Here is a 26795-nt window from a genome sequence, read left to right as displayed (position 1 = left end):
CTATCGAGAGGAAGCCGTGAGCACCGTTAGCCATGAGGACGTGGAGGCCGCGGCGGCGAGGATCGACGGGCTCGCGCTGCGCACGCCGGTGCTCGAAATCTCCCCCGGGCTGCTGTTCAAGCTGGAGATGGTGCAGCACACCGGCTCCTTCAAGGTGCGCGGGGCCTTCAACCGCATGGTGTCGGCCGGAAAGCTGCCCGCCGGCGGCGTCATCGCCGCCAGCGGCGGCAACCACGGGCTGGCGGTGGCCTACGCGGCGCGGGAGCTCGGCGTGCGGGCCGAGATCTTCGTGCCCGAGGTGACCAGCCCCGTCAAGGTGGCGGGGCTGGCGGCGCTGGGGGCGCACATCACCCAGATCGGGGCGATCTACTCCGACGCCGCCGAGGCCGCCGCCAAGCGCGCCGCCGAGACCGGAGCCCTGCGGGTGCACGCCTACGACCAGCCCGAGGTGGTGGCCGGTCAGGGCACGGCCGGGCTGGAGATCATGGAGCAGACCGGGGGCGTGGACACCGTCGTGGTGGCCGTCGGCGGCGGCGGTCTGGCGGCGGGGGTGACGGTGGGGACGTCCGCCTCCGTCGGCGGTCTGGCGGCGGGGACGTCCGCTGGAGGCGGCGGTCTGGCGGCGGGCGTGGCCGTGGAGACGTCCGCCGGAGGTCGCGGCGCGGGGCCGCGGATCGTCGCGGTGGAGCCGGAGGGCATCCCGACGCTGCACGACGCCCTGCGCGCGGGGCAGCCGGTGCCGGTCGGGGTGCGCGGTGTGGCCGCCGACTCGCTGGGGGCCTCCCGGATCGGGGACGTGGCGTTCGAGATTCTCGCCTCGCCCAGGGTGTCCAGCGTGCTGGTGAGCGACGAGGCCATCGTCTCGGCCCGCCTGGAGTTGTGGGCGCGGCATCGGCTGGCGGTGGAGCACGCGGGCGCGACCGCGTACGCCGCGCTGCTGGCGGGGGCGTACACGCCGGAGCCGGGGGAGCGGGTGGTGGTGGTGCTCTGCGGCGCCAACACCGACCCCGCCACGCTGGCGGGCGGCTGACCGCCCGCCAGATCTCCGTCACCGGCCGTCGGGTGTGCCCGGCGGCCGGGAAGGCTCCGGACGCCGGTCAGCTGTAGGTGTGCCCGGCGGCCGGGAAGGCTCCGGACGCCGGTCAGCTGTAGGTGTGCCCGGCGGCCGGGAAGGCTCCGGACGCCGGTTAGCCGGTCGGGAAACTCCGGACGTCGGTCAGCTGTAGGTGTGCTCGGGCGCCGGGAAGGCCCCGGACGTCACGTCGGCGGCGAAGGCGCGCGCGGCGCGGTCCATCTCGGCCCCCAGGTCGGCATACCGCTTGACGAACTTGGCCGGCTGCGGCGTGAGTCCCATCAGGTCCTGCCACACCAGGACCTGCGCGTCCGTGTCAGCGCCCGCCCCGATGCCGATGGTCGGGATCGCCAGCGAGGTCGTCACCCGCTGCGCCAGGTCGGCCGGCACGCACTCCAGCACCACCGAGAACGCCCCGGCCCGCTCCAGGTCCTTGGCGTCCGACATGAGCTCGTCACCGGCCTGCCCCCGCCCCTGTACGCGGTAGCCGCCCATGACGTTGACCGACTGCGGCGTCAGCCCGAGGTGGGCCATGACCGGCACGCCCGCCGACACCAGCGCCTCCACCTGCGGCAGGATCCGGCGGCCGCCCTCCAGCTTGACCGCGTGCGCGCCCGCCTCCTTCATGAACCGCGCGGCCGACTCCAGCGCCTGCTGGGGCGAGCCCTGATAGGAGCCGAACGGCAGGTCGGCGACCACGAGAGCGCGCGCGGAGCCGCGGACGACGGCCGCCGTGAGCGGCAGGAGGTCGTCGACCGTGACGGGCAGCGTGGAGTCGTGGCCGTAGACGACCATGGCCGCCGAGTCGCCCACCAGCAGGACCGGGATGCCCGCCTGGTCGAACACCCTGGCCGTCATCACGTCGTACGCGGTGATCATGGGCCACCGCTCTCCGCGTGCCTTGGCCGCCAGGAGGTCGCGGACGGTCACCCGGCGACCGGAGATCCCGCCGTACAGCGTGTTTGAAGAGGACATGTGTCTGAACCTCCAAAAGCGTCTCGAGGCGCCCCTGTGCGTCCCCGGACTCACTCCGATGATGGCACGCGCGAAACCGGTGGCCAAAAAAACCGGTGGCGAAAGTGTCGGTACCTTTTGTCACAATTAGCCTGGAGGTAACACGTAACATGGCATTTGACCCTTACCGGCGCCTGCTCGGGATCCCCGGCGTCCCCACGCTGCTCTTCGTGGGGCTGCTGGCGCGCATCCCGACCACGGCCACGGGCATGGCGCTGACCCTGCACGTGGCCGTGGAGATGCACCTGGGCTACTTCTGGGCTGGGGCGCTCACGCTGGCCAGCACGGTCGGCATGGCGATCGGGTCTCCGCTGGCGGGACGGCTGGTCGACAAGCACGGCCTGCGGCCGGTGCTCACCGTCACCACCGCGGCGCAGGCGGCGTTCTGGGGCTGCGCGTGGGCGCTGCCGTTCCCGGTGCTGGTCGCGGCGGCGGCGCTGGCCGGGCTGCTGGCGCTGCCGGTGTTCAGCGTGACCAGGCAGTGCCTGGCCGCCCTGGTGCCGGTGCCGCAGCGGCGCAGCGCCTTCGCGCTCGACTCCATGCTGGTCGAGCTCTCCTACATGGTGGGTCCCGCGCTGGCGGTGGCGGGCCTGACCACGCTCGGCAGCGGCATCACCATGACCGTCATCGGGGCCGGCATGACGGCCGCGGGCGTGGGCCTCATCGTGCTCAACCCGCCCACCCGCTCGGCCGAGGAGCTGGCGGAGCTGGCGGGGCAGCAGGTGCGGACGCCGAGACGGCAGTGGTTCACCCCGGCGTTCGTGGCGCTGCTGGGCACGACGGCGGCGGCCACGTTCGTGCTCACGGCGACCGAGCTCTCGCTCGTCGCGACCATGGACCACACCGGCGCGACCGCCTGGATCGGCCTCGCGGTGGGCATCTGGTGCGTCTTCTCGCTCACGGGCGGCTTCGTGTACGGCGGATTGTCGCGCGGCCTGTCGCCCCTGGTCCTCATCGCCTCCATGGGCCTGCTGACCATCCCCGTCGGGCTGGTGGGCGGCACCTGGCAGTGGCTGGTGCTGGCCCTGCTCCCGGCCGGTCTGCTCTGCGCTCCCTCGCTCTCCGCCACCGTCGACGTGCTGAGCCGCTGGGTGCCCGCGGGGGCCAGAGGGGAGGCCATGGGCTTCCACGGCACGGCGCTGCTGGTCGGCGGTGCGATCTCGGCGCCCATCGCGGGGGCCGTGATCGACGGGATCGGCCCCCGGTGGGCGTTCGTCGTGGCGGGGCTGGTGGCGGTGACCATGGTGGCGGTCGCGGCCCCGTTCTGGCGGCGGCGGCCGGTCGTGTCCCCGGCGCCGGTCGAGGAAGAGCGGAAGACGCACGAGCCTGTGTGAGCCTGACCTGGGCCGATGCGGACGTGGCTCGCCGTAGGTGGAGAGTTAACGTGATGTTTACGAAACGGGACCGTTGCGTATCGGAATTACTTGCGCTACGGTGACGTTGCGAAACTCAACCGTATCGAAATTTAGGGATGTTTCCATGGATCCGCACACAGGACATCCACGCCGGTGGGCCATCCTCGGCGTTCTGGTGTTCAGCCTGCTCGCGGTCGTGCTCGACAACACGATCCTCAATGTGGCGATGAAGACCATCGCCGACAAGACGGCCGGTCTGGGCGCTACGCAGAGCCAGCTTGAGTGGGCGATCAACTCCTACACGCTCGTCTTCGCCGGTCTGTTGTTCACCTTCGGCGTGATCGGTGACCGGACCGGGCGCAAGCGCATGTTGTTCATCGGGATGGCGCTGTTCGGCCTGGCCTCGCTCGCCAGTGCCTACTCCCAGGATCCGACGCAGCTCATCTTGGCCAGGGCGGCGATGGGCATCGGCGGAGCGGCGATCATGCCGGCCACGCTGGCCATCATCTCCAACGTGTTCCCGCCCGGCGAGCGCGGCAAGGCGATCGGCGTCTGGGCCGGCGGCGTGGGACTCGCGGTGGCGATCGGCCCGATCACCGGCGGGCTGCTGATCCAGCACTTCTGGTGGGGCTCGGTCTTCCTGATCAACGTGCCGATCGTGGTGGTCGGCCTGATCCTCATCGCCACCCTGGTGCCCGAGTCGCGTGACCCCAAGCCGTCCAGGCTGGACCCCGTCGGCGTGATCCTGTCGATCATCGGCCTGGTGGCCATCGTGTACGGCATCATCCGCGGCGGCGAGCTGGCCACGGTGGCGAGCGCCGACGTGCTGGTGCCGACGTTGTTCGGCGTGGCGGTGCTGGGCGTCTTCGTCTGGTGGGAACGCCGCATCGACCACCCGGTCTTCGACGTGCGCAACTTCACCAACGTGCGCTTCAGCTCGGCCATCGGCATGATGGGCATCGTCTTCTTCGCGATGATGGGCGGGATGTTCTTCCTCACCTTCTACCTGCAGATGGTGCTGGGGTTCACACCGGTGCAGGCGGGCGCGCTGATGATCCCGTTCGCCGCCGCGCAGCTCATCTTCGCCCCGCTCAGCCAGCGGGTGAACGAGCGGTTCGGCGCCAAGCTGGCGGCCACCGTGAGCATGATCGTGGTGACGCTGGCGCTGGGCAGCTACGCCTTCCTCGACCAGAACACGCCGATCGTGCTGATCGAGGTCATCTTCTTCGTCCAGGGCGCCGCGATGGCCAACATCATGCCGCCGGCGACCACCGCCATCATGGATTCGCTGCCCAGGGAGAAGGCCGGCGTCGGCTCGGCCATGAGCAACACCGTGCGCCAGTTGTCCGGCGCGCTCGGGGTGGCCGTGCTCGGCTCGGTGTTGTCCTCCAGCTACCGGGCCGAGATCGCGCCCGCGCTGGACATCCTGCCCCCCGGCGCGCAGCACGCCGCCGGTGAGTCGATCATGGCCACGATGGGCGTCGTCCAGACGCTGGGCGAGAAGGGGCAGGCGCTGGTCCAGCCCGCCTACACCGCGTTCGTGAACGGCATGCACGTCACCGCGCTGGTGTCGGCCGCCATCACGCTGGTCGGCGTCGTGCTGGTCGCCAGGTGGATGCCCGGCAAGGCACGCCCGGTGCGGCAGGCGGAACAGAAAGAACCAGCGGTAGTGTGAGGCCGCGATGATGATCCAGGAATCAGGGACCGCCCGTCCGGCGGGGCGCCCGCGCAGCGAGAAGGCCGAGAAGGCGATCATCGAGTCGACCCTCGATCTGATCGGGGAGGGCATGGGCGTCTCCGAGTTGTCCATCGAGGCGATCGCGTCGAGGGCGGGCGTCGGCAAGACGACCATCTACCGGCGCTGGTCCAACAAGGAGGACCTGATCGTCGACGCGCTCTCCACGCTCAAGGCGCCGTTGCCGGAGCTCGGCGGCACGTCGGTGCGCGACGATCTGATCAGCCTGCTCGACGCGATGCGCCAGGAGGCGGGCCACTCCCGCGGCCGCTGCGTGATGAACATCGCGATGAGCGAGGGCGACCGCCACCCCCGGCTGATGGAGCGCTTCATGAAGCAGGCCGTCGAGCCGCGCAGGGAGGCCATGCGCGGTGTGATCGAGCGCGGCATCGCCACCGGCGAGCTCAGGCCCGACCTGGACGTCGGCATGAGCATGGCCGTGTTGTCCGGCGCCATGCTCTGGCACACGAAGTGGGGTCCCGCCGGGGACCTGCCGCTCGACCTGGCCGAGCGCGTGGTGACCGCGGCTCTGGACGGCATGGCACTCTGACCTGGGACGGCCTGGTCCGGCGGCGATCGCCGCCGGACCAGGCCGTCGCTCTTCCGGGGGAGGACGTCTGTTCAGGCGCGGTCAACAAATGATCATTCTGGCCTAGGCAGAACGTGAGCATTGTTCTACTCTCGCGGCCATGCCCCCCATGCGAAAGATCGCGATGATGGTCGCGCTCGCGGCCGTTCTGCTGTTACCCGGCGGCGCTGCCTTCGCCCACGAGGAACGTCCGGTGACGCTTCCCGACGGCACGGGCACGGTGCCGTCGTTGCGGGCGAGCGAGCCGGATCTGCTCGTCTGCAAGACCGACAAAGCCGACTTCGAGCGTCGTATCGCGAATTTTCCGGCGGAGCTCCAACAGCGCAACCTTGACCTCTTCGCGACATGTCAGCGAAAAGGGGTCCGGCACCTCCAGGAGGCCGTCGACCGGGTCGACCGCCCCGGCATGACGATCGCCATCCTCCCCGGCCTCTACCGCGAGGAGCCCAGCCAGCCCGCCCCCACCGGCGACTGCGCCCGCTTGCCCGCGCGCTGGTCCGACTGGGGCTACCAGATCCTCAGCTTCGAGCAGCAGCGGCAGTGCCCCCACAACCAGAACCTCGTCGCCATCCTCGACAAGAAGGACCTGCAGATCCAGGGCACCGGGGCCGGCCCCCTGGACGTGATCATCGACGCGGAGTACCGCAAGCTCAACGCCGTCCGCGCCGACCGTACCGACGGCGTCTACTTCAAGAACTTCACCGCCCAGCGCACCACGTTCAACTCCCTGTACGTCCTGGAAACCGATGGTTTCGTCATCGACCAGGTCCTCACCCGCTGGAACGACGAGTACGGCTTCCTCACCTTCGCCAGCGACCACGGCCTCTACACCGACTGCGAGGCGTACGGCAACGGCGACGGCGGCCTCTACCCGGGCAGCGCCTCCAACCTCAACGCCGATCGGGGCCACGACGTCTCCCGCTACGCCATCGAGATCCGCCGCTGCAAGAGCCACGACAACGCGCTCGGCTACTCGGGCACCGCCGGCGACTCGCTCTGGGTGCACGACAACGACTTCTACGACAACATGGTCGGCGCCACGATGGACAGCCTCTGGCCCTCCCACCCCGGCCTGCCGCAGAACCACGCCAAGTTCGAGAACAACAGGATCTACGACAACAACCGCGACTATTACCGCTACACCCGCGACGGCACCTGCGCCAAACCCCCGGCCGAGCGCGGCTACGAGCGGGGCGTGGTGTGCTCGCAGGTCGGCGTGCCGTCGGGGACGGGGATCCTGGTGGCGGGCGGCAACTACAACGTGTTCAGGGACAACCGCCTGTGGGGGCACGAGCGGGCGGCGTTCCACCTGTTCGGCGTGCCCGCGTTCATCAGGGGCGAGAGCGACCTGAGCAAGCAGGCCGACACCTCCGACCACAACCGTTACGAGGGCAACGTGTTCGGCCTGAGCCCGACGGGGGAGCGGCGGCCGAACGGGCTGGACGTGTGGTGGGACGGGCAGGGCACGGGCAACTGCTGGCAGGGGGACACGGGCGCGTCGTCGCCGGCCGTGCTGCCGGTGTGCGGGGCGGCGGCGCCCGCGCTGTCGGGCGGGTCGAGCCGGATCCTGGCCGAGCCCGTGAAGCTCGTCAAGCTCTACCTGTGCGCCGACTTCAGCGCTTCCGAGGCCCGGCTGCCGGCCGGATGCGACTGGTTCGGGGCGTCGGGGCTCGCCAAGGTGGAGGCGCAACTCGCCTTGGGCGGCTCGGTGGTGCTGGGGCTGCTGGCGGGGCTGTTCTGGTGGCGCTCCAGGCGCACCGCACGCCGCTCCGCCGGCGCGCAGCCCGAGGCGACGGCCGTCGCCGCCGGCGATCGGCCGCAGCCCGAGGCGGCGGCTGTCACCGTCGGCGATCGGCCGCAGTTCAAGGCGGCGGCTGTCACCGCCGGTGAACGGCCGCAGTTCAAGGCGACAGCCGTCCGGCGCCGGCATCGGCTGATCGTGGCGGGGACCGCCGCCGGGGTCGCCGGGCTCGCGTTCGACGTCGTGGCGGCGGTCGTGGACAGCCCGCCGCAGGCCGGGGTGGCGCTGCTGCTCATGGCGGCGTGGTGGCTCTGCCTCGGGGCGGCGCTGCGGGGCGGGCGGCCGGTGTTCGGCTGGTTCACGATCGTGGTGGGGGCGCTGGCCGTCGCCGATGCCTTCGACCGGCTGGTGTACCTGATTCCGCTCGTGCCGCTGGGGCCGGGATGGGTGCGCGGGCTGGTCACCGGGTTCTGGGTGCTGAGCGCGGTCGTGGTGCTGGCGCCGAGGCGGAGCCGTACGGCCGAGGAGAGGCCCGCCGAGACCGAGGTGCCGGCGTGAGCGGAGCCGGGCGGCGCGCGGCGGGCGCCGCTCTGGCCGCGCTGGCGGCCGGGGTGCTCGTCTGCGGGTGCGGGCCGTTGTCGCAGACCCATCGCGATCCGGGCAACAGCCACGAGGTCGCGACGGAGGCTCCGGGCGGGCGGGCCGATGCCGAGATCAGCGTGACCGGCGGACGGGTGAGCCCGCCGCCGGGGTGGCTGGAGGTGGTCAAGGGACGGCAGGTCAGCATCACGGTGACCAGCGACGTGGCCGACGAGCTGCACGTGCACGGCTACGACCTGACGGCGCGGCTGCGGCCGGGCGTGCCCGTCACCGTGCGGTTCACCGCCGATCTGAGCGGGGTGTTCGAGGTGGAGACGCACGAGAGCGGGCTCGTCCTCACCCAGCTGGCGGTCCGATGACGGGCGAGCTGCTGCTCGCGCACGGTGTCGGCGGGCGGTCCGATCTGCCGATCCCGCTCTTCTACGCCTACGCGGGCGCGTTCGCGGCGCTCGTCGTGTCGTTCCTGGCCCTCGGGTTGCTCTGGGCCGACCCCCGCTTCCGTGGCGACCGGGCGGGCCGGGTGATCGCGGTACGCCTGCCCGACCGGCCGCCGCGCATCCTGACCCTCCTCGTCGCCCTCTACACGCTGGGCTGGCTCGTCGCCGGCCCCGTGGACGAGAACGCGGGGCCGTACCTGGTGTATGTGCTCTTCTGGGTGGGTCTGGTGCCCGCGTCGCTGCTGCTGGGACCGGTGTGGCGGACGCTGAGCCCGTTCCGGCTGCTGCCCGACCGGCCGCGCCGGCCGCTGCCGCGCCGCCTCGGCTACTGGCCGGCCGCCGGGGGGCTGCTCGCGTTCACCTGGATGGAGCTGGTCGCGCCCGAGCCCGCCGCGCCCGGCACGCTGCTGCTCTTCTTCACCCTGTACGGCGCCGCGCAGCTCGCCGGCACCCTCGTGTACGGGCACGCCTGGCTGGAGCGCGGCGATCCGTTCGAGGTGTACTCGACCCTGATCGGCCAGGTGTCGCCCCTGGGCAGGAGGGCCGACGGCAAGCGCGTGCTGCGCAACCCGTTCGACGGCCTCGACGCCATCCGGTCCGCGCCCGGCCTGGTCGCCACCGTCTGCGTCCTGCTGGGCGGCACCGGTTACGACGGCTTCGCCACCGCGCCCGCCTGGGTCGGGGCTTTGCAGACGAGCCCGCTCGGCCGCACCGGGCTGGGCACGCTCGGCCTGCTGGCGGCCGTCGCCGGCGTGGCCGTCCTGTACGCCCTCTGCCTCCAGGCCGCCGCCCTCATCGGCGGCACCCCGGGGCTGACCGCCCGCTTCGCCCACTCCCTGGTGCCGATCGCCATCGGCTACCTGGTCGCGCACTACTTCTCGCTGCTGGTCATCGAGGGCAGGCACGCGATCATCCTGGCGCTGGGCCTGGACGCCAGGCCGGACCCGAACGCCGTGGATCCGGCCACGATCGCCACCGTCCAGGTGCTGGCCATCGTGATCGGCCACGTCGTGGGCGTGGTGGCCGCGCACGACCGCTCGGTCCGCCTCCTGCCGCCCGCCCGCGCGGTGGCCGGGCAGATCCCGCTGTTCGTGCTGATGGTCTGCTACACGATCGGGGGCCTGACCCTGCTGTTCGCCGTCTGAGCTGGGGCGTGTGCCACCTGCTGACAGAGCCGGGTGGTGCGGGCTGTCGGGTGGTGCGGCTACCGAGGTGGGTCGTCGGCCAGAGCCGGGCGGTGCGGCCTACCGAGGTCGGTCGTCGGTCAGGGTGAAGGGGGTGCTCGCGGCCACCCGGCCGTTGACGATGACGTCGAGCTCGCGGGGGCCGGGGGGCTCGCGGCGGGTGGTGACGGGGCGGAACGAGTGGCTCTTGCGCACGGTGAACGCGGCCCCGGCGCCCGTGGCCGCGCGTTGGCCGAGATGGAACACCCGGCGTGAGCCCGGACGGCGGATGGCGTATTTCAGCAGGAGCGGCCCCGGCGCCTCCGCCGTGACCGTGACGGTGAAGGTCAGCTTGCCGCCGATGACCACCGTGTCCGCGTGCAGCGCCAGCGCGTCGACCGCGCCGCTGCCCGGCGTGGCGCCCAGCAACGCCAGCGCCTCGGGATGGCCGGCGCGCAACAATCCGCGCGCGGCGTGCCGCACGACCTGCTCCACGTGGGAGCCCCCGTCGGAACGCCAGCGGGCGAGCAGCTCAAGAGCAGGCTCCGGATGATCCCTGGCCAGGTCGTTGACGTGGTTGGCGACCGAACGGCGCACGTATTCGCTCGGGTCGTCGCGCAGCCGGTCGAGCAGGGGCAACGTCGGGCCGGGCGTCATCAGCCACTCCACCCGCCCCGCCCATGGCAGGCGCGGGCGGGAGCCTTCCGAGGCGAGCCGGCGCAGGTGCTCGTCGGGCGACTCCGCCCAGCCGGAGAGGATCTTCAGGGCGTCGTCCCGGTAGAGCTCCAAGTAGGGGCGCACGGCGAACTCGCCCGTGGCGTAGGGCGTCAGGACGGCCAGCGTGGACATCGCCGCTTCCAGGTGATCGAGACCTCTGGTGGCAGTGTGGTCGGTGAGCGGCCAGCCGCTCCACATGGTGAGCGCCGCCCGCGAGGCGCACTCGCGCACGATTTCGGCGGCCTGCGGATAGGGGAGGGGCAGGGCGTCGTGCAGCGCCGTGGCCACGTGTCTGACCCGGTCCTTGAGCTCCAGTCCGTCGAGGCCGGTCAGCGCCCGCGCGATGAACCCGGCTCGGGGGAACGGCGCCCAGGCGGCGGCGAGCCCGTCGGCGAGCACGGAGACGGACTGGGCGTTGATCATGTCTTTGAGCGGTTGGGCCACGCGGACACCTTGCCAGCCGCCACCGACAGTTTCAGCCGCCGTCAGCAAGGCCGCCGTCAGTTCAGCCGGCGAACAACTGCGTGAGCTTCAGCACCAGCTCATAGAGCCCGAACGCGAACGGCAGGCCCACCCAGGCCCACACCACCACCATCAGGGCCGTCCGCCGGGGCGCCACCGCATCCGAGGTCATGCTCGTCCTCCCGCCGCCGAGGTCATCCGACCGCCCGTCCTCTCCTCCGCCGCTGAAGTTCGAGGTCACCTGGCCGCCTGCCCTTCCTCAGCCACCGGCCGCGCCTTCGCCGGCCGCTCGTGGTGCCGCTCGTGCACCGGCCGGATCAGCTCGTTGGCGAGCAGGCCCACCGCGAGCAGCCCGATCATCACGTACAGCGAGGTCGTGTAGAGGGCCGGCCCGGACCGCCCGGCGGTCTTCTGCGCGTCCGCGATCGCGTTGACGATCAGTGGCCCGAGCACGCCCGCCGTGGACCAGGCCGTGAGCAGGCGGCCGTGGATCGCGCCGACCTGGTAGGTGCCGAACAGGTCCTTCAGGTACGCCGGGATCGTCGCGAACCCGCCGCCGTAGAAGGACAGGATGCCGAGCGCGCACAGGATGAACAGCGGCCTGGAGGAGTTCCCCGCCAGCGCGATCACCAGGTACAGCAGCGCCCCGACCCCCAGGTAGACGCGGTACATGTTCTTGCGCCCGATCAGGTCCGAGGTGGACGACCAGACGAACCGCCCGATCATGTTCGCCAGCGACAGCAGCGCGACGAAGCCGGCCGCCGCGCCCACCGCGACGGGCGTCGCCGTACCGGAGAAGAAGTCCCTGATCATCGGCGCGGCCTTCTCCAGGATGCCGATGCCCGCCGTGACGTTGCAGCACAACACGATCCACAGGCAGAGGAACTGCGGGGTGCGGATGGCGTTGCGGGCCGAGACGTCGGCCGTCGTGACGAGCTTGCGCGCCGCGACCGCCTGCGGCGACCAGTCCGGCGGCGACCAGCCCTCCGCCGGGACGCGCACCAGCGCCACCCCCATCGACATGAAGACCGCGTAGACGACGCCGTGCACGAGGAACGTCGTGGCGATCCCGCCGGTGTCCGAGCCGAAGGATTCGAGCATCTGCGCCGACCACGGCGCGGCGATGAGGGCTCCGCCGCCGAACCCCATGATCGCGATGCCCGTCGCCATGCCGGGCCGGTCCGGGAACCACTTGATCAGCGTGGAGACCGGCGAGATGTAGCCGATGCCGAGCCCGATGCCGCCCACGCCGCCGTAACCGACGACGACCAGCCAGTACTGCCGGGTGGCCACGCCGAGCGCCGACAGCAGGAAGCCGGAGGAGAAGCAGATCATCGAGACGAACATCGCCCAGCGCGGCCCGTTGCGCTCCACCAGCGTGCCGCCGAAGGCCGCCGACAGGCCCAGCATGACGATGCCGAGCTGGAACGGCAGGGCGCTCTGCGTGCCCGTCAATCCGAGTGACGTCTCAAGGGCGGGCTTGAACACGCTCCACGCGTACGCCTGCCCGATGGCCAGATGGACGGAGAGCGCCGCCGGCGGGATCAGCCACCGGCTCCACGCGGGCGGCGCCACGGTTCGGGAACGACTGAGGAGCCCGGTGCGATTTGTGAGCCTCGTGCTGTCTGCCACGCTTTTACCGGTACCACATACTGTATGCAGGCTTACCGGACTTTACGGCGAGCGGTCAGAAACGATCGGCGAACGGCGGTCAGGTGACCGTGATGAGCCGGATCAGCTCCTCGCGAAAGCGGGTGTAGTCCTCGACCCCGCCGAGCAGATCGGCGGAGTCGCGCTCCCTCTCGCGGGCGTGCGCCAGGACCTCCGCGCCGGCGGGGGTGAGCTCCACCAGCATCCGGCGGCGGTCGCGGTCGTCGGTGCGCTTGCCGGTGTAGCCGGAGCGGCGCAGGCGCTCGATCGTCCGGCTCATCGTCTGGTCGGTCACCCGGCAGGCGGTGGCCAGCTCGCGCTGCGTGCGCGGGCCGCCGGTCAGGTGGTGGAGCACGATCAGGCCCGCGTGGGTGAGCTGGTGGGCGGCCAGGAAGTCGTCGAAGCGCCGCTCGACCAGCCGGGCGGCCACGGACAGCAGGCGGCCGGTGGGCCAGGAGCCGATGTCGGCCCGCACCTGCCCGGCGGCGCCGGCGGCGAATCCCGGGTCCTCCACGCCGATCATTCTTCCAGACGTCCCGCCGGCTCCGGGCGTGCCAGGCGGGCGGCGCGCAGGCCGAGCCAGGCCAGCAACGCCAGTACGCCGACCAGCGCGTACTCGACCGCCGGGATCCGCACCACCTCCGGCACGCCGGTGACCCCGCCGCGCAGTGCGTACACGGCGAGCGCCGCGCCCGCGTAACCGAGCCCCAGCAGCCACCGCGCCCGGCGCCCGAGCCCCAGCCCGTGCATCTGGGTGACGATGAAGACCCCGAGGAAGCCGAACAGGAACATCGGCCACTTCCCGCCGGGGCCGCTGTTCATGACGGCCACCAGCGTCCCGTGCGCCGCCACGGCCAGCTCCAGGGTGAGCGTCCACCAGCGGTTCGTGTGCGCCCTGGTCAGGAAGAGGCTGCCCTGGAGCAGCAGCAGGAACATGTACATGAACCCGATCAGGTGCCCGCTGGTGTTCTCGGCCGGGTGGTACCAGAAGGTGTAGACGGCCGCCCAGCTGAACAGGTAGCCGTGGTAGCGGCGGGCGAAGTCGATGATCTCCTGCCGGATGGGCCCAGGACGGCCGAAGAACAGGCCGCGCCGCCGGTTCTCCATGAGCAGCACCGCCACCAGCACCAGGATCACCGAGCCCTGGGAGCTGAAGATCGACACGTCCTGGGCCAGCCCGTCGTAGAAGAGCTGCGTCTGGAGCAGGTGCAGGACGATGAAGCCGAAGTTGACCGCGAGCGCCACGACGTTGATCGGGTGCAGCCCCGAGGTGTAGCGGCCGACCCTGGTCCGGGCGTAGTGGATCAGCCACCAGAACGCGATCTGGTGCGCCGCGTAGCAGCTCCACGCCGACAGCCTGGTCCAGAAGGTCGGCTCGGGGAGCTTCCAGTAATACCAGGAAGCCCCCTGGTCGGGCAGCAGGGCGATGCCGTGCAGACGTTGCCCCAGGAGCCAGACCAGCCCGGTGAGCACCGCGCTGGCGATCACACCGGCGATGAGCACCTGTCCGGCCGACAAGTTCTTCAGCATGCTGAACATTATGCGGAATCATTCAGCCTGCTGAACAATTCAGGCCGGCCTAGCCGGTCGTCTCCCTCCAGCGGTTCGTGATGGGCAGGCGGCGGTCCCGGCCGAAGTTCTTCGGGGTGATCTTGGGGCCCGGCGGATACTGGCGGCGCTTGTACTCGGCCAGGTCCACCAGCCGGATCACCCGCGTGACCAGCGCCGGATCGTGCCCGGCCGCGATGAGCTCCCGCGAGCCCATGTCCTTCTCCACATAGTCGTCCAGCAGCCGGTCCAGCACCTCGTACGGCGGCAGCGAGTCGGTGTCGCGCTGGTCGGGCCGGAGCTCGGCGCTCGGCTCCTTGGAGATCGAGTCCTCCGGGATCGGCCGCTCGGCGCTCAGCAGGAAGCCGGGGGCGGTGTGCGCGTTGCGCCACCTGGACAGCTCCCACACCATCGTCTTCAGCACGTCCTTGATCGGTGCGAAGCCGCCGGCCGAGTCGCCGTAGAGGGTCGAGTAGCCGGTCGCCAGCTCGCTCTTGTTGCCGGTCGTCAGCACCAGGTGCCCGTGCTGGTTGGACAGGCCCATGAGGATCATGCCGCGCACCCGCGCCTGGAGGTTCTCGGCGGCCAGGCCCGACAGCTCGACCTCCTTCTCGAAGGCGGTGACGATGTCGGCGATCGGCACGATCTGGGAGTGGATGCCCTGCCGGCGCACCAGCTCCTGCGCGTCGGCCAGCGAGTGGTCGGAGGAGTAACGCGAGGGCATGAGGACCACGTGGACGCGCGAGGGGCCGATGGCGTCGGCGGCGATCGTGGCGGTCAGCGCCGAGTCGATGCCGCCGGACAGGCCCAGGATGACCGACTCGAAACCGTTCTTGGCGACGTAGTCGCGCACCGCCAGCACCAGCGCGGCGTAGACCTCCGCGTACGGGTCCAGCCGCTCGGCGATCCCGCCGGGCAGCGGCTCGTACGGCGCCACGGGGTCCTGGGAGAGCACCAGGCGCTCGACCGTGATCGAGGAGCCGTCGCCCGCGTCGTACGGGAAGGTCCCCGTCTCGGCCTCCGAGACCGGCAGGTCCAGATCCACGACCAGCAGCTCCTCGCGGAACTGGGCGCCGCGCGCCACCGGCTCGCCCGAGGCGTCCACCACGATGGAGTCGCCGTCGAAGACCAGCTCGTCCTGCCCGCCGACCTGGTTCACGTAGACGAGCGCGCATCCCGCCTCGCGGGCCCGCCGCGCGCACAGCTCCAGCCGCACGTCGTCCTTGTCCTTCTCGTACGGCGAGGCGTTCGGCGCGATCAGCAGCCCGGCGCCCGCCTGCCCCACGACGGACACGGGGCCGCCCTCCTGCCAGAGGTCCTCGCAGACCGCGATCGCCACGTCCACGCCGTGCAGCCGGAAGATCGGCAGCCGGTCGCCGCGCACGAAGTAGCGGTATTCGTCGAACACCCCGTAGTTGGGCAGGTGATGCTTGGCCGTGCGGGTGACCACCGCGCCCTGGTGGAGCAGGGCCGCCGCGTCCAGCGGCGCGCCCTTGGGCTGCCCCATGCGCGGGGCCAGGCCGGCGCGGTCGACGTAGCCGACCACCACAGGGAGGTGGCCCAGACCCTCACGCTCCAGCCGGCGCGCCAGCTCCTCCAGCGCCCGGATGCTGGCGTCCACGAAGGACGTGCGCAGCACCAGGTCCTCCACGGGATAGCCGGTGAGGACCATCTCGGTGAACACCACGAGATGGGCCTCGCGCTCGGCGGCATCGCGGGTCCACGCGACGAGCCGGTCGGCGTTGGCGTCGAGGTCTCCGACGGTCGGGTTCGTCTGTGCCAGGGCAATGCGGAGTTGGGCCACGCGACCAGCCTAGTACGACCCCTTTTTTATCGTCAAAGCGACGAAAAGTAAGACTTGTCTCCAGGAGTCACTAAACCTGACTCATAAGCGGCCATAACCAATTGTGCGCGGTCGAAAAGCCCGAGATGCTCCAGCAGGGACTTGACCAGCAACGCCGCCTCCTCCTCCGGCAGCGCGAGGGTCTGCCCGATCTGGCGGTTGGTCAGACCCCTGGCGACGAGCTTGAGCACGTCGAGCCGGGCCTCCGACAGACCGGCCAGCGCCGGGGGAGAGGCCGGGTCGCTGCGCCCGGCGAAGGCCGAGATCAGCCGCGTGGTCATCGCGGGATCGATGAGCGCGTCCCCGGCCGCGGCCGCCCTGATCGCCGCCAGGAACTGCTCGGGGGCCGACGTCTTCAGCACGAACCCGCTCACGCCCGCCCGTAAGGCGGCGTAGAGATTCTCGTCACTGCCGAACGTGGTCATCATGACGACTTTCGGCGGCCGGTCCGCGGCCAGGATCCGGCGGGCGGCGGCCAGGCCGTCCAGGTGCGGCATCTGGATGTCGAGCAGCACCACGTCGGGGCGCGTCGCGCGGACGCCCGCGATCGCCTCCTCGCCGTTGGCCGCCTCGCCCGCCAGCGCCACCCCCGGCTCGCTGTCCAGCATCGCCCGCAGCCCGGCCCGGACGAGCGCCTGGTCATCGGCCACCAGCACGCGCAGCACCCCGGCGGGCGTCGCGTCGAGCGCGGGCGGCTCCCGCTCCTCCAGGCGCTGGGCCAGCATGTCGGCCTCCAGGCGCTTCAGCCCCGCCGACAGGTCCAGGCCCAGCTCGTCCCGCCAGACCGAGCGCGCCCTGCGCAGCGCTCCCAGCGCGTCGCCCTGGCGGCCCATCCGGTAGAGGGCCACGGCGAGCAGCCGCCAGGCCTCCTCCCGCAGCGGGTGGGCCGACGCGTGCGCCTCCAGGTCGGCCACCAGCGACGTCGCCCGGCCCAGCGCGAGCCCGGCGTCGGCCCGCCGCTCGACCGCGATCAGCCGCAGCTCCTCCAGCCGGCCCGCCTCGGTCGCGGCCCAGCTCAGCTCGCTGAACTCGGCCAGCGCCGGCCCCCGCCACAACCCCAGCGCGGCGTCCATGGCCGCCCACACCTGCGACGCGGCGCCCTCCGACTTCACCAGGCTCTCGAACCGCCAGGCGTCCACCTGCTCGGCCCCGGCCCGCAACGCGTAGCCGGGCGGGGCGGAGACCAGCACGCCCGCCTCCTCGCGGGGCGCGCGGCCGGGTTCGAGGGCGCGGCGCAGGCGGGAGACGTAGCCCTGGATCGTGGACAGGGCCTGCGCGGGCGGGCTGCCCGGCCAGAGCTCGTCGATGAGGGTGCTCACGGGCACGGCACGGCCGCCGGCCACGAGCAGGCGCGCGAGCACCGCTTGCTGCCGCTGGCCGCCGAGATCGAGGGGGGCGCCGCCGGACCAGACCTGGAACGGTCCCAGCGCGGTGAATGTCAGCATGTCAGGCGTAACTGTAGAGGGAGAACGTGTCTGGGTATATGGCGAAATCTCACAGGGGAAGATCGGCGTGCACAACGGTGCCCCCTCCTTCGGCGTCGCGTACGGCGCAGGTGCCGCCGAGCTCGGCGGCCCGCTCCAGCATGGAGGCCAGGCCCACACCCGGCCGCGCGCCCGGCGCGACGCCGGCGCCGTCGTCGGCGATCGTCACGCGCAACCAGTCGTCGCGCCGGATCGTGATCGCGATCCGGCCGGCGTGGGCGTGCTTGCGGGCGTTGGTGAGCGCCTCCTGCACGATGCGGTACGCCGCCACCTCGGCCGCCGCCGGCAGTCCCGTCAGGTCGCCGGAGGTCTCGATCGGCGCCATGGCCAGCTCTTCGACCGCCCCGGCCAGGCCCAGCTCGTCGAGCGCGGGCGGGCGCAGGCCGTACACGAGCTGCCTGATGTCGCCGCTGACCGCGTCCATCCCGGCCCGCAGGTCGGCGAGCAGCCGGTCGGCCTGCTCCGGCGAGTGGCGCACGGCCCGGCGCGCCACGTTGATCGACATGGCCATGCCGGTGAGCGACTGGCCGAGCCCGTCGTGCAGGTCGCGGCGCAGCCGCCGCCGCTCCTCCTCGCGCGCGGTCAGGATGCGCTCGCGGGAGCGCTGCAGCGCCGCCGTCAGGCGGACGGCGTGCGCGGCGTCGGCGATGTACGGCGCGAGCGTCCCGATCACCCGCTCGTCGTGGGCGGCCGGGAACCTGCGCCGGCCCGTCGGCCCGATCAGCAGCAGCCCGACCGGCTCCCCGTGCCACACCAGCGCGATCGTCCTGACGCCCGGGCCCACCAGCCCGGACGTGGTCGTGATCCCGTCCACCTCGACCGCCACGCCCGTCACCGACAACCCCTCGCGCAGGGTGTCCAGCGTGGCCAGCAGCCCGTGCACCGGGTCGGTGTGCTGGAGCCGGTGCCGCAACCGCCTGGCCAGCGCGGCGGGCACGCCGGTGCTGCCGTACAGGAGCCGGTCCACCACGCGCAGCAGCCCCCGCCGCAGCGGCTGGAAGGCCGCCCCGGCGAACACCGCCGCCGCGATCCCGGCGACCCGGTCCACCTCCGACAGGAACACGCTGGAGGCCGCGCTCACCGCCACGTACACGCCCATGATCCCGACCGCCAGCCCCGTGCCCACCAGCGCCCTGCTGATCAGCGTGTCGATGCCGAACAGCCGGTAGCGCAGCACGGCCACCGCGATGGCCGCCGGGATCAGCGGGATGGTCAGCGAGGCCACCCACCACAGCGGATCGCCCCAGATCCACGGGACGAGCAGGCCCGGCAGGGTCACGAGCAGCCAGAGCAACTGCCGCCGCTGGATCGCGTCGCCACGCCTGAAGCGCACCACCAGCGAGGAGAACGCCAGCGCCATGGCCGCCGAGACCGTCCAGTGAGCGGCTTCCCTGAGCGTCCGCTGCTCGGTCAGGACGGCGCCCCAGTCGAGCGCCATCCCGGCCAGGGCCAGGGCGACGACCCAGCGCCACCGCCTCGACGGCAGCGTGCCGGCCGGGTAGAGCAGCGGGAGCAGCACGCCGAGGGTGAGCTGCAGCACGTTCCAGGTCAGGTTGATGATCAGCCGGCCGTTCGACGGATCGCCGGTGTAGAGCAGGAAGAGGTTGCAGGACAGGATGTTGGCCGCGGCGCTCAGCCCGCCCGCGCACAGCAGCCAGCCGATCACCAGCCGCGGCCGGCTGTGCACGAGGATCGCGCCGAAGATCGGGAAGGCGGTGCCCGCCACGTCCTCGGGCGCGAAGGGCAGCGGCGTCCACGCGGGCTGCGGCAGCCGCGCCGTCACCCAGATGTCGGTGAGCTCCAAGGCGACGGCGAGCGCGGCGATGCCCATGGCCACGCCGCGCGCCAGACCTGCGTGGCGCATCCTTCCGTCCTTCCCACCCCATGTCTGGGGGGAAATTATCGGCAGGACGCCACTATCCGATCAAAATTGTGTCAACGGCGCCGGATCGCCGGCCCGAGCAGGAGCATGCCGGCCGCGGAGACCGCGCCGACCCCGCCGACGGTGAACCAGAGCACGTCGGCGCCGAGCTCCAGCAGCGGCCCGCCGAGCAGCGGCGCCAGCACGGCCGACAGCGACCACGAGAACCCGAACAGCCCCGCGTACCGGCCGCGCAGCTCGGGCGGCGCCAGCGCGGCCACGACGGCGCCCGGGATGCCGGCCGTGATGATCTCGCCGGCCGTCCACACGGCGATCGTGACGGTCAGCCCGGCCGTGCTGGTGACGAACGCGGTCATCGCGAAGCCGGCCCCCATGACGGCCAGGCCCAGCGCGAACGTGCGGGCGGCGTCCCTGCGCCCCAGCCAGCCCGACACCAGCGGCTGCACCAGGACGATCAGCACGCCGTTCATCGCCATGGCCAGGCCGTACTGCGCGGGCGTCAGCTTCACCACCTGGGTCATGGCCACCGGCAGCATGGTCATCGTCTGCGAGTAGACCAGCGCGTTGCCCAGCGACACCAGCGTGAAGCCGACCATCACGCGGTCGCGCAGCACCACGCCGAACCCGCCCGCCGACGCCCGGGACGCGGCCGGCCGCGTCTCGGGCACCGCCCGCCAGACCAGCACGGCGAAGACCACGCTCGACAGCGCGTCGATCCAGAACAACCAGACGAACCCGAGCCCGGCCAGCCAGCCGCCGGCCGTCATGCCGACCGCGTAGCCGAGGTTGATCCCCCAGAACAGCAGCCCGTACGCCCGGGGCCGCTCCACGGGCGAGACCAGGTCGGCGACCAGGGCGTTGGACGCGGGCCGGTAGACGTCGATCACCAGGCCGAGCACGAACATCGAGGCCAGGATCGCCGGCAGCGAGGAGCTGTAGCCGAGCGCGAGCATGGTCGCGGCCGTGGCCAGCATGCCGCCCGACAGGGTGGCCCGGCGGCCGATGCGGTCGGCGAGCACGCCGGCCAGGAGCTGCGACAGCAGCGAGCCGGCGCCGAACACGCCCATCACCAGGCCGGCCGCGGCCAGCGACAGGCCGCGGCTCTGGGTCAGGTAGACGCCGGTGAAGGGCATGACCATGGTGCCCAGGCGGTTCACCAGCGTGCCGCCCCACAGGGCCCAGAAGGCCCGGGGCAGCCCGCCGACCTTCGACTGGAGGAAGGACGGTTTCTCAACAGTTGCGCTCGACACGTCCTAAAGAGTGATATTTACGGTTTTGCTGGGCGAACGATTTAGCCCACACTAAAAGGATGTCCGTAACCTGGGCCATGAGGCCGGAGGACGTGGCCGGCCTCCGGTTCGCGTTCTCCCCGCTGTGGGAGCTCGTCGCCAGCCTGCGCACGCTCCAGGGACCGGCCAGGCAGTCGATCCACCTGCCCTGGCTCAAGGCCGTCCGGCCCCGGCTGGCCGGGTTCGACCTGCGCGAGCTGTTCGCGCTGGTGCCGCCGGCCGGCTACATCGCCGACTTCGTCACCCCGCCGCCCGACACGCCGATGCCGGAGTTCGGCGCCGAGCTCGACCGGGTCAGGAACACGCCGCCGGAAAGGGCCCGCGCGGAGGCCCTGACGGTGGCGAGCACGGACAGGGAGGCGCTGGCGCGCTTCGCCGCCGACCCCGAGGCCGGGGTGGCCAGGGTCGCCGACACGCTGGAGGCGTACTGGGAGGCGTGCCTCGCGGAGTTCTGGCCCCGCGTGTACGGGCTGCTCGAACGCGACGTGCTGCGCCGCTCGCGGCAACTCGCCCAGGGCGGGGCCCGCGAGCTGTTCGCCGGGCTCGACCCCACCGTGCGCTGGACGGGGGAGCGGCTGGTCATCGACCGGCCCTGGTGCGGGCACGGGCTCACCGGGCTGCACGGCGACGGCCTGGTGCTGGTGCCGAGCGCGTTCTGGTGGCCCTCGGTGGCGGTGATGTCGGCGCCGTACCAGTCGATGCTGGTCTATCCGGTGCTCGGCGTCGGGACGTTGTGGGAGCAGGGCCCGCCGCCCGCACCCGGCGCGCTGGCCGCGCTGATCGGCCGCAGCCGGGCGCAGATCCTGCTCGCGCTCGCCGAGCCGGCCACCACCACGGCGCTGGCCACGCGCATGGCGCTCACGCCCGGCTCGGTCAGCCAGCACCTGGGCGTGCTCAGCGGCAGCGGGCTCACGGTGGGGATGCGGGTCGGCAAGCAGGTCGTCTACCGCCGCACCCCCGCCGGAGACATGCTGGCGGGCGGCTCCCTCGTCCCTTCCCCGGCGTAGCGCCGGGCTCAGGTGTAGCGCTCGGACTCCAGCAGCCAGTCGAGGTGGGCGCGCGGCGCGGCGAGGTAGGCGCAGGCGACCTTGCTGACGTCCCTGGCCACCTTCGGCTCCAGGTCGTGCAGCGGCAGTTGCCGGGCCGCCTGCTGCATGTCCTGGCAGCGCGCCTCGATCCGGTCCAGGACCCAGGCGATCGCCTCCCGCTCGCCCAGCCCGAGCTGGCGCATCGCGAGCACCACGAAGTTGTGCACGTCGCCGCGCTCCTTGGGCCGCGACGCCACGTCGTTGCACCAGGCGGTGACGTCGCTGCACGCGCTCACGAGCCGCTGCCACGGCTCGCACTCGTGCACCCAGACCGGCACCTCCACCCGCAGGCACGGCTCGACCAGGTCGTACAGGTAGGGGCCCACGGTGCCCCTGCGCAACGACGGATACTCCTCCAGCGTCGGCATCCGGCCCGCCGCCCGGTTGTCGGCCTCGGTGCGGCAGGCGTCGTACTGCGCCTGCAGCCCGACCGCGAACCTGGCCCGCCACTGGTCGCTCATCCGCGCGCTCGTCACCCGCCACAGGTCCGCGAACGCCGCCTCCAGCGGATGCCGCGCCGCGCCGCTGAGCATGCCGGGGAAGATGTCCAGCGGGCACGACCCCTCGTCGAGCTCGTCGTCCAGGTGGAAGAGCCAGGTCAGCCACTGCGCGAACAGCGCCGCCGCGGCCGCGTCGAACTCGGCGAACGCGCGGCCGGCCATCCGGTGGTAGCCGACGCCGGGATCGGCGCGCAGGCCGGTCCTCCTGGCCCAGTCGATGACGGCGGCCTCGATCGCGTACACGGCCGGATGCATCCGGCACGGCGTGGCCATCGCCGGCACCCGCTCGGTGAGCGGCAGCAGCGCCAGGGCCGCCGAGCCGCCCCTGCGCGGCAGCGGCAACATCGAGGTCAGCGCGGAGCGCAGCGCGTCACGCACGGTGCCGATCACGGTGGCGAACACGGTGCCCGTGGTGCCCGTGGTGCCCGTGGCGCCTGTGGTGCCCGTGGTGTCCGTGGTGGTTTCTGCGGTGGATTCCGTGACGGACTCCGTGGTGGTGCTCGCTGCGGTCTTCACAGTGGTCTTCACAGCCGCCTTCACAAGGGCCCGAAAAGCCAGTTGCCCGCGGCGTTCGGGTCCTCGCTGCGGTAGTAGTCGGCGGCGGCCAGGACCAGCTCCTCCACGGTGATCGTGCCTCTGCCCATCCGGTCGAGCCGGTCGAACGCCTCGTCCACGTCGTCGTAGGCGACCCCGAACGCGCACAACATGGTGCGGAAGTCGCCCGGCCCGATGCTTCCGTCCCGGTCGGCGTCGCACAGCTCCGCCACCGCCACCGTCGCCGGTCTGAACACCTGGTCGTAGTGACCGCCGGTGACGAACGCCGCCCTCATCGCGGTACGGAAGTCCGGGCGCGCGATGCCGGAGTCGCCGTCGCGTTCGAGCGTGCGCGACAGGGTGGACCAGATGTCGTCGAAGCTGCCGACCAGGCTGGCTCCGGTGACCGAGGTGGGGGACTCTCCGAAGCCCACCAGGATGCGGGCGCCCAGCCCGAGCAGGTCCTCACGCTCCACGACGCCGGTGCCGCGCGCGTCGATGTGGTCGAACGCCCGATCGAGCTTGTGATTGAGCAGGTCGATAGCCACCAATGCCTCCCCCGAGACTGACTGCGTGATCACAGTAAGTGGGGCGGGGGGCTTTGTCAGCGAGGCTCGCACCGGCACCCCCCGTAACGTGTGCGAAACACGGACACGGCATCCTGGATAGGAGACCCGTACTGTCTTCATGAGGGGATGCCTTGGACCGCCAGCAGGAGTTCGTGCTCCGCACGCTCGAGGAACGCGACATCCGGTTCATCCGGCTCTGGTTCACTGACGTGCTCGGCTTCCTCAAGTCCGTCGCCATCGCGCCCGCGGAGCTCGAAGGCGCCTTCTCCGAGGGGATGGGCTTCGACGGCTCGGCCATCGAGGGCTTCGCCCGCGTCTACGAATCAGACATGCTCGCCAAGCCCGACCCGTCCACGTTCCAGATTCTGCCCTGGCGCAGTGAGACGCCGGGCGCGGCGCGCATCTTCTGCGACATCCTCATGCCGGACGGCTCGCCGTCCCACGCGGATCCGCGCTGGGTGCTCAAGCGCACGCTCGCCAAGTGCGCCGACATGGGCTTCACCTTCTACACCCACCCGGAGATCGAGTTCTTCCTGCTGAAGAACCGGCCCGAGGCCGGTCAGCGGCCCGAGCCGATCGACTCCGGCGGCTACTTCGACCACACGCCGCACAGCTCCGGCCACGACTTCCGCCGTCAGGCGATCATGATGCTGGAGTCGATGGGCATCTCCGTCGAGTTCAGCCACCACGAGGGCGCGCCCGGCCAGCAGGAGATCGACCTGCGCTACGCCGACGCGCTCACCACGGCCGACAACATCATGACCTTCCGCCTGATCATGAAGGAAGTCGCGCTGGAGCAGGGCGTCTGGGCCTCGTTCATGCCCAAGCCCTTCACCGACTACCCGGGCTCCGGCATGCACACGCACATGTCGCTGTTCGAGGGCGACCGCAACGCCTTCTACGAGGCGGGCTCGGACTACCAGTTGTCCAAGACCGGCCGCTCGTTCATCGCCGGGCTGCTCAAGCACGCCGCCGAGATCACCGCCATCACCAACCAGTGGGTCAACTCCTACAAGCGGCTCTGGGGCGGCGCCGAGGCCATCGCCGGCCAGGGCGGCGAGGCGCCCTCCTACGTGTGCTGGGGCCACAACAACCGCTCGGCCCTGGTCCGGGTGCCGATGTACAAGCCGCACAAGGGGGGCTCGACACGCATCGAGTTCCGCTCGCTCGACTCGGCGTGCAACCCCTACCTGGCGTTCGCCCTGATCCTGGCGGCCGGGCTCAAGGGCATCGAGGAGGGCTACGAGCTGCCCGCCGCCGCCGAGGACAACGTGTGGACCCTCACCAGCGCCGAGCGCCGCGCCCTGGGCATCCAGCCGCTGCCCGGCTCGCTCGACGAGGCGATCGCGGTCATGGAGCGCAGCGAGCTGGTCGCCGAGACGCTCGGCGAGCACGTCTTCGACTTCTTCCTGCGCAACAAGCGCGCGGAGTGGCGCGAATACCGCCGGCACGTCACCGAGTTCGAGCTCGGCCGCTACCTGCCGGTGCTCTGACCGGCGAGCGGCACACCCGGACACCGAAGAGCGGGCCACGTCGGACGACGTGGCCCGCTCTTCGCGGTGGCGGCTACTTGTTGACGTTCTTGTACAGGTAGACAGCCGACTTCTTGAGCTGGGCGGCGCCGGTCTTGCCGGTACGGTGCCGCTCCGCCGACGCGAGCGCCTGCTTCAGCGTCGTCTTCCCGTGCACCTTGGCCGAGGCGTTGTACACGCCGTGCGCGTAGTTCAGCCACGCGGCCAGCAGCTCGCGGTCGAGCAGCGCCCTGGCGGACTTGCCCTTGGGCTTGAGGATCTTGTACGCCTTGCCCAGCGAGCCCGCGTCGGCCCGCTCGGGGAAGACCTTGCTGCCGTTCTGGGCGATCGCGAGGTAGCAGGTGAGCGTGGCGTCGCTCAGCGAGCCCCGGTTGCGCAACATCTCGCCCGCCCACGCCTTGGAGCTCAGCGGCTTGGTGCCCTTGCCGCGCTCACAGGTGTCGGGCACGGGCACGGGGAGCGTGTCCGTGCCGGGGTCCCCGGGACCCTCGGTCGACCGGATCGTCGGCGTGGGGGCGGCCGTCGGCGTCCGGGTCGGACTCGGCGTCACCGACGGCGTGGGGGTGACCGACGGCGTGGGGGTCGGGGTCGGCGTGGGGGTCGCGGCCGGCAGGGCGGCCGTCAGGTTGATCCGCTTGGTGGTCACCCCGGCGTAGGTGATGGGCTTGCCGGTGTCCCGCAGCTTGGCCACGAGCCCCTGGATGGGCACGCCGCGGTAGGCCTGGCGCAGCAGGGCCAGCGCGCCCGCGACGTGCGGCGCGGCCATGGAGGTGCCGCTGAGCGCGCTGTAGGCGTTGCCGGGGACGGCGGAGTTGATCTGCACGCCGGGCGCGAACAGGTCGAGCAGCTCGCCGCGGTTGCTGAAGCTCGCCACGGCGTCGTTGTCGTCGGTGGCGCCGACGGCGACGGCGGCCGACACGCAGGCCGGACTGGAGACGCCGTCGGCGAAGCCGTTGTTGCCGGCGGCGATGACCGTGGCGACGCCGAACTGCTGCAGCCAGACGATCTCGTTCTTGAGCGCGCCGGCCTGGGGGTCGTTGTCACAGTGCTGGGTCTGCTTGGCGCCGCCGCCGAGGCTCATGTTGACCGCGACGACCTTGAGGCCGGCGTGGACGCTGTCGACGTACTCCAGCGCGGCCTTCTGGCTGGAGTCGTAGCTGCCGAAGCACGGCGCGGTGGCGCCCAGCTCCCCGCAGACGGGGCCGTTGAACCTGGTGAACACCTGGATGGGCAGGATGCCCGCCTCCGGCGCGACGCCGCCGGCGGGGGCGCCCGCCGTCTTCTTGCCGGCCGCGATGCCCGCCACGTGGGTGCCGTGGGAGCACTGGTTGCGGCCCGCCACCACGCACAGCGCGGTCTCGGCGTCGGCGGCGCCCGCGCCGGTCTGGGTCGGCTGGCCGTTCGGGCAGAGCGACTGGGCCTGCAGGTAGGCGTCGGCAGAGTTGACGGAGAAGCACGCCTCGCGCACGATCCGGCCGGCGAAGAACGGATGGTCACGGTCGATGCCCGTGTCCAGGATCGCGATGGAGGAGCCCTTGCCGGTCCAGCCGGCCGCGTTGGCCTTGTCGGAGCCGATCAGCTTGGTGCTGACGTCGAGCGTGGTCAGGCTGAGCCGGTCCTCGTAGATCGCCTCGATCCGGTCGTCGGTCTTGAGCGTGGCGAGGGTCGGCTTGTCCAGGGTGGCGACCAGGAACTCCGTCGAGGTCGTCCGGTCGACCACCGCGGTCTTGGCCGAGGCGTCCTCCGTGGTCCTGGCCACGGCCGGGACGCTCTCGCCCTTCTTGAGCTCGACGATGGCGCGCACCTTCGCGCCGCTCTTGACCTCGGCCGCGACGCTCTTGGCGACCTCGGGGTCGCCGGTGGCGGCCTGCGCGGGCGCGCCGACGGCCAGGACGGCCGTCATGGTCATGGCGAGCACGGACGTGCTCGCCAGCAGAGACCGTAGTCTCACTGGTCCTCCGGGGGGCAGGCCGAGCCCTCGCGGGCCGGCG

At 71.8% G+C, this 26795-nt stretch carries 22 protein-coding genes; 9 read left to right on the top strand and 13 right to left on the bottom strand.

Annotation, left to right across the window (positions count from 1 at the left end):
* Positions 1–16: 16 nt before the first annotated feature.
* Positions 17–1030 carry a pyridoxal-phosphate dependent enzyme gene (locus tag ACWD0F_RS09050; RefSeq protein WP_449873411.1) on the top strand — a complete coding sequence of 338 codons (1014 nt, stop codon included), beginning with the start codon at positions 17–19 and terminating at the stop codon, positions 1028–1030.
* Between the two features lie 186 nt (positions 1031–1216).
* Here ACWD0F_RS09050 and panB read toward each other — a convergent pair whose 3' ends face one another.
* Positions 1217–2047 (bottom strand): 3-methyl-2-oxobutanoate hydroxymethyltransferase, encoded by an 831-nt coding sequence (gene panB / locus ACWD0F_RS09045; protein ID WP_449873409.1) that lies wholly within the window; start codon positions 2045–2047, stop codon positions 1217–1219.
* 149 nt (positions 2048–2196) lie between these two features.
* On the opposite strand from panB, the gene ACWD0F_RS09040 reads away from it, so the two are divergent.
* From ACWD0F_RS09040 to ACWD0F_RS09015, 6 genes are all read left to right on the top strand, one after another.
* Positions 2197–3420: an MFS transporter gene (locus ACWD0F_RS09040; RefSeq protein ID WP_449873407.1), complete on the top strand. Its 1224-nt coding sequence runs from the start codon at positions 2197–2199 to the stop codon at positions 3418–3420.
* A 145-nt stretch (positions 3421–3565) separates the two neighbouring features.
* The gene (locus ACWD0F_RS09035) at positions 3566–5116 is read left to right on the top strand and encodes an MFS transporter (protein WP_449873405.1); all 1551 of its coding nucleotides are present in this window, start codon (positions 3566–3568) and stop codon (positions 5114–5116) included.
* A 7-nt stretch (positions 5117–5123) separates the two neighbouring features.
* On the top strand, positions 5124–5726 hold the full coding sequence (locus ACWD0F_RS09030; protein WP_449873404.1) for a TetR/AcrR family transcriptional regulator: 603 nt from the start codon (positions 5124–5126) through the stop codon (positions 5724–5726).
* A 139-nt stretch (positions 5727–5865) separates the two neighbouring features.
* Complete coding sequence (locus ACWD0F_RS09025; protein ID WP_449873402.1) at positions 5866–8064, top strand: right-handed parallel beta-helix repeat-containing protein; 2199 nt, start codon at positions 5866–5868, stop codon at positions 8062–8064.
* Complete coding sequence (locus tag ACWD0F_RS09020) at positions 8061–8465, top strand: hypothetical protein (protein WP_449873400.1); 405 nt, start codon at positions 8061–8063, stop codon at positions 8463–8465. Before ACWD0F_RS09025 ends, ACWD0F_RS09020 begins: the two co-directional genes overlap by 4 nt.
* A complete protein-coding gene (locus ACWD0F_RS09015) occupies positions 8462–9688 on the top strand; it encodes a hypothetical protein (protein ID WP_449873398.1) in 1227 nt (408 codons plus the stop codon). Before ACWD0F_RS09020 ends, ACWD0F_RS09015 begins: the two co-directional genes overlap by 4 nt.
* A 99-nt stretch (positions 9689–9787) precedes the next feature.
* On the opposite strand, the gene ACWD0F_RS09010 is transcribed toward ACWD0F_RS09015, so the two are convergent.
* From ACWD0F_RS09010 to ACWD0F_RS08970, 9 genes are all read right to left on the bottom strand, one after another.
* Positions 9788–10867: a DNA alkylation repair protein gene (locus tag ACWD0F_RS09010; protein WP_449873397.1), complete on the bottom strand. Its 1080-nt coding sequence runs from the start codon at positions 10865–10867 to the stop codon at positions 9788–9790.
* A 61-nt stretch (positions 10868–10928) separates the two neighbouring features.
* Positions 10929–11057 carry an MFS transporter small subunit gene (locus tag ACWD0F_RS09005; protein ID WP_449873395.1) on the bottom strand — a complete coding sequence of 43 codons (129 nt, stop codon included), beginning with the start codon at positions 11055–11057 and terminating at the stop codon, positions 10929–10931.
* A 65-nt stretch (positions 11058–11122) separates the two neighbouring features.
* Positions 11123–12460 carry an OFA family MFS transporter gene (locus tag ACWD0F_RS09000; RefSeq protein WP_449873393.1) on the bottom strand — a complete coding sequence of 446 codons (1338 nt, stop codon included), beginning with the start codon at positions 12458–12460 and terminating at the stop codon, positions 11123–11125.
* Between the two features lie 136 nt (positions 12461–12596).
* On the bottom strand, positions 12597–13049 hold the full coding sequence (locus ACWD0F_RS08995) for a MarR family winged helix-turn-helix transcriptional regulator (protein ID WP_449873391.1): 453 nt from the start codon (positions 13047–13049) through the stop codon (positions 12597–12599).
* Between the two features lie 5 nt (positions 13050–13054).
* On the bottom strand, positions 13055–14065 hold the full coding sequence (locus ACWD0F_RS08990) for a hypothetical protein (protein WP_449873389.1): 1011 nt from the start codon (positions 14063–14065) through the stop codon (positions 13055–13057).
* Between the two features lie 49 nt (positions 14066–14114).
* Positions 14115–15887 carry an NAD+ synthase gene (locus ACWD0F_RS08985; RefSeq protein WP_449873388.1) on the bottom strand — a complete coding sequence of 591 codons (1773 nt, stop codon included), beginning with the start codon at positions 15885–15887 and terminating at the stop codon, positions 14115–14117.
* A gap of 32 nt (positions 15888–15919) precedes the next feature.
* Positions 15920–17371, bottom strand: a complete 1452-nt coding sequence (locus ACWD0F_RS08980) for a BTAD domain-containing putative transcriptional regulator (protein ID WP_449873386.1) — start codon at positions 17369–17371, stop codon at positions 15920–15922.
* A gap of 49 nt (positions 17372–17420) precedes the next feature.
* Positions 17421–19274 (bottom strand): histidine kinase, encoded by a 1854-nt coding sequence (locus ACWD0F_RS08975; protein ID WP_449873384.1) that lies wholly within the window; start codon positions 19272–19274, stop codon positions 17421–17423.
* Positions 19275–19345: 71 nt separating this feature from the next.
* Positions 19346–20542 carry an MDR family MFS transporter gene (locus ACWD0F_RS08970; protein ID WP_449873382.1) on the bottom strand — a complete coding sequence of 399 codons (1197 nt, stop codon included), beginning with the start codon at positions 20540–20542 and terminating at the stop codon, positions 19346–19348.
* A 59-nt stretch (positions 20543–20601) separates the two neighbouring features.
* Between ACWD0F_RS08970 and ACWD0F_RS08965 the strand changes: the two genes are divergently transcribed.
* Positions 20602–21588: a DUF5937 family protein gene (locus ACWD0F_RS08965; protein WP_449873380.1), complete on the top strand. Its 987-nt coding sequence runs from the start codon at positions 20602–20604 to the stop codon at positions 21586–21588.
* Between the two features lie 8 nt (positions 21589–21596).
* On the opposite strand, the gene ACWD0F_RS08960 is transcribed toward ACWD0F_RS08965, so the two are convergent.
* Both ACWD0F_RS08960 and ACWD0F_RS08955 read right to left on the bottom strand, forming a co-directional pair.
* Positions 21597–22697 carry a terpene synthase family protein gene (locus ACWD0F_RS08960; RefSeq protein ID WP_449873378.1) on the bottom strand — a complete coding sequence of 367 codons (1101 nt, stop codon included), beginning with the start codon at positions 22695–22697 and terminating at the stop codon, positions 21597–21599.
* 8 nt (positions 22698–22705) lie between these two features.
* Positions 22706–23251, bottom strand: a complete 546-nt coding sequence (locus tag ACWD0F_RS08955) for an EF-hand domain-containing protein (RefSeq protein ID WP_449873376.1) — start codon at positions 23249–23251, stop codon at positions 22706–22708.
* 152 nt (positions 23252–23403) lie between these two features.
* Between ACWD0F_RS08955 and glnA the strand changes: the two genes are divergently transcribed.
* A complete protein-coding gene (gene glnA / locus ACWD0F_RS08950; RefSeq protein ID WP_449873374.1) occupies positions 23404–24765 on the top strand; it encodes a type I glutamate--ammonia ligase in 1362 nt (453 codons plus the stop codon).
* Between the two features lie 73 nt (positions 24766–24838).
* Here glnA and ACWD0F_RS08945 read toward each other — a convergent pair whose 3' ends face one another.
* Positions 24839–26755: a S8 family peptidase gene (locus ACWD0F_RS08945; protein ID WP_449873372.1), complete on the bottom strand. Its 1917-nt coding sequence runs from the start codon at positions 26753–26755 to the stop codon at positions 24839–24841.
* Between the last annotated feature and the right edge of the window lie 40 nt (positions 26756–26795).

The organism is Nonomuraea sp. NPDC002799 (assembly GCF_053592075.1).
The sequence above is the reverse complement of the archived record's forward strand: the minus strand, read 5'-3'. Positions and strand labels throughout refer to the sequence as shown.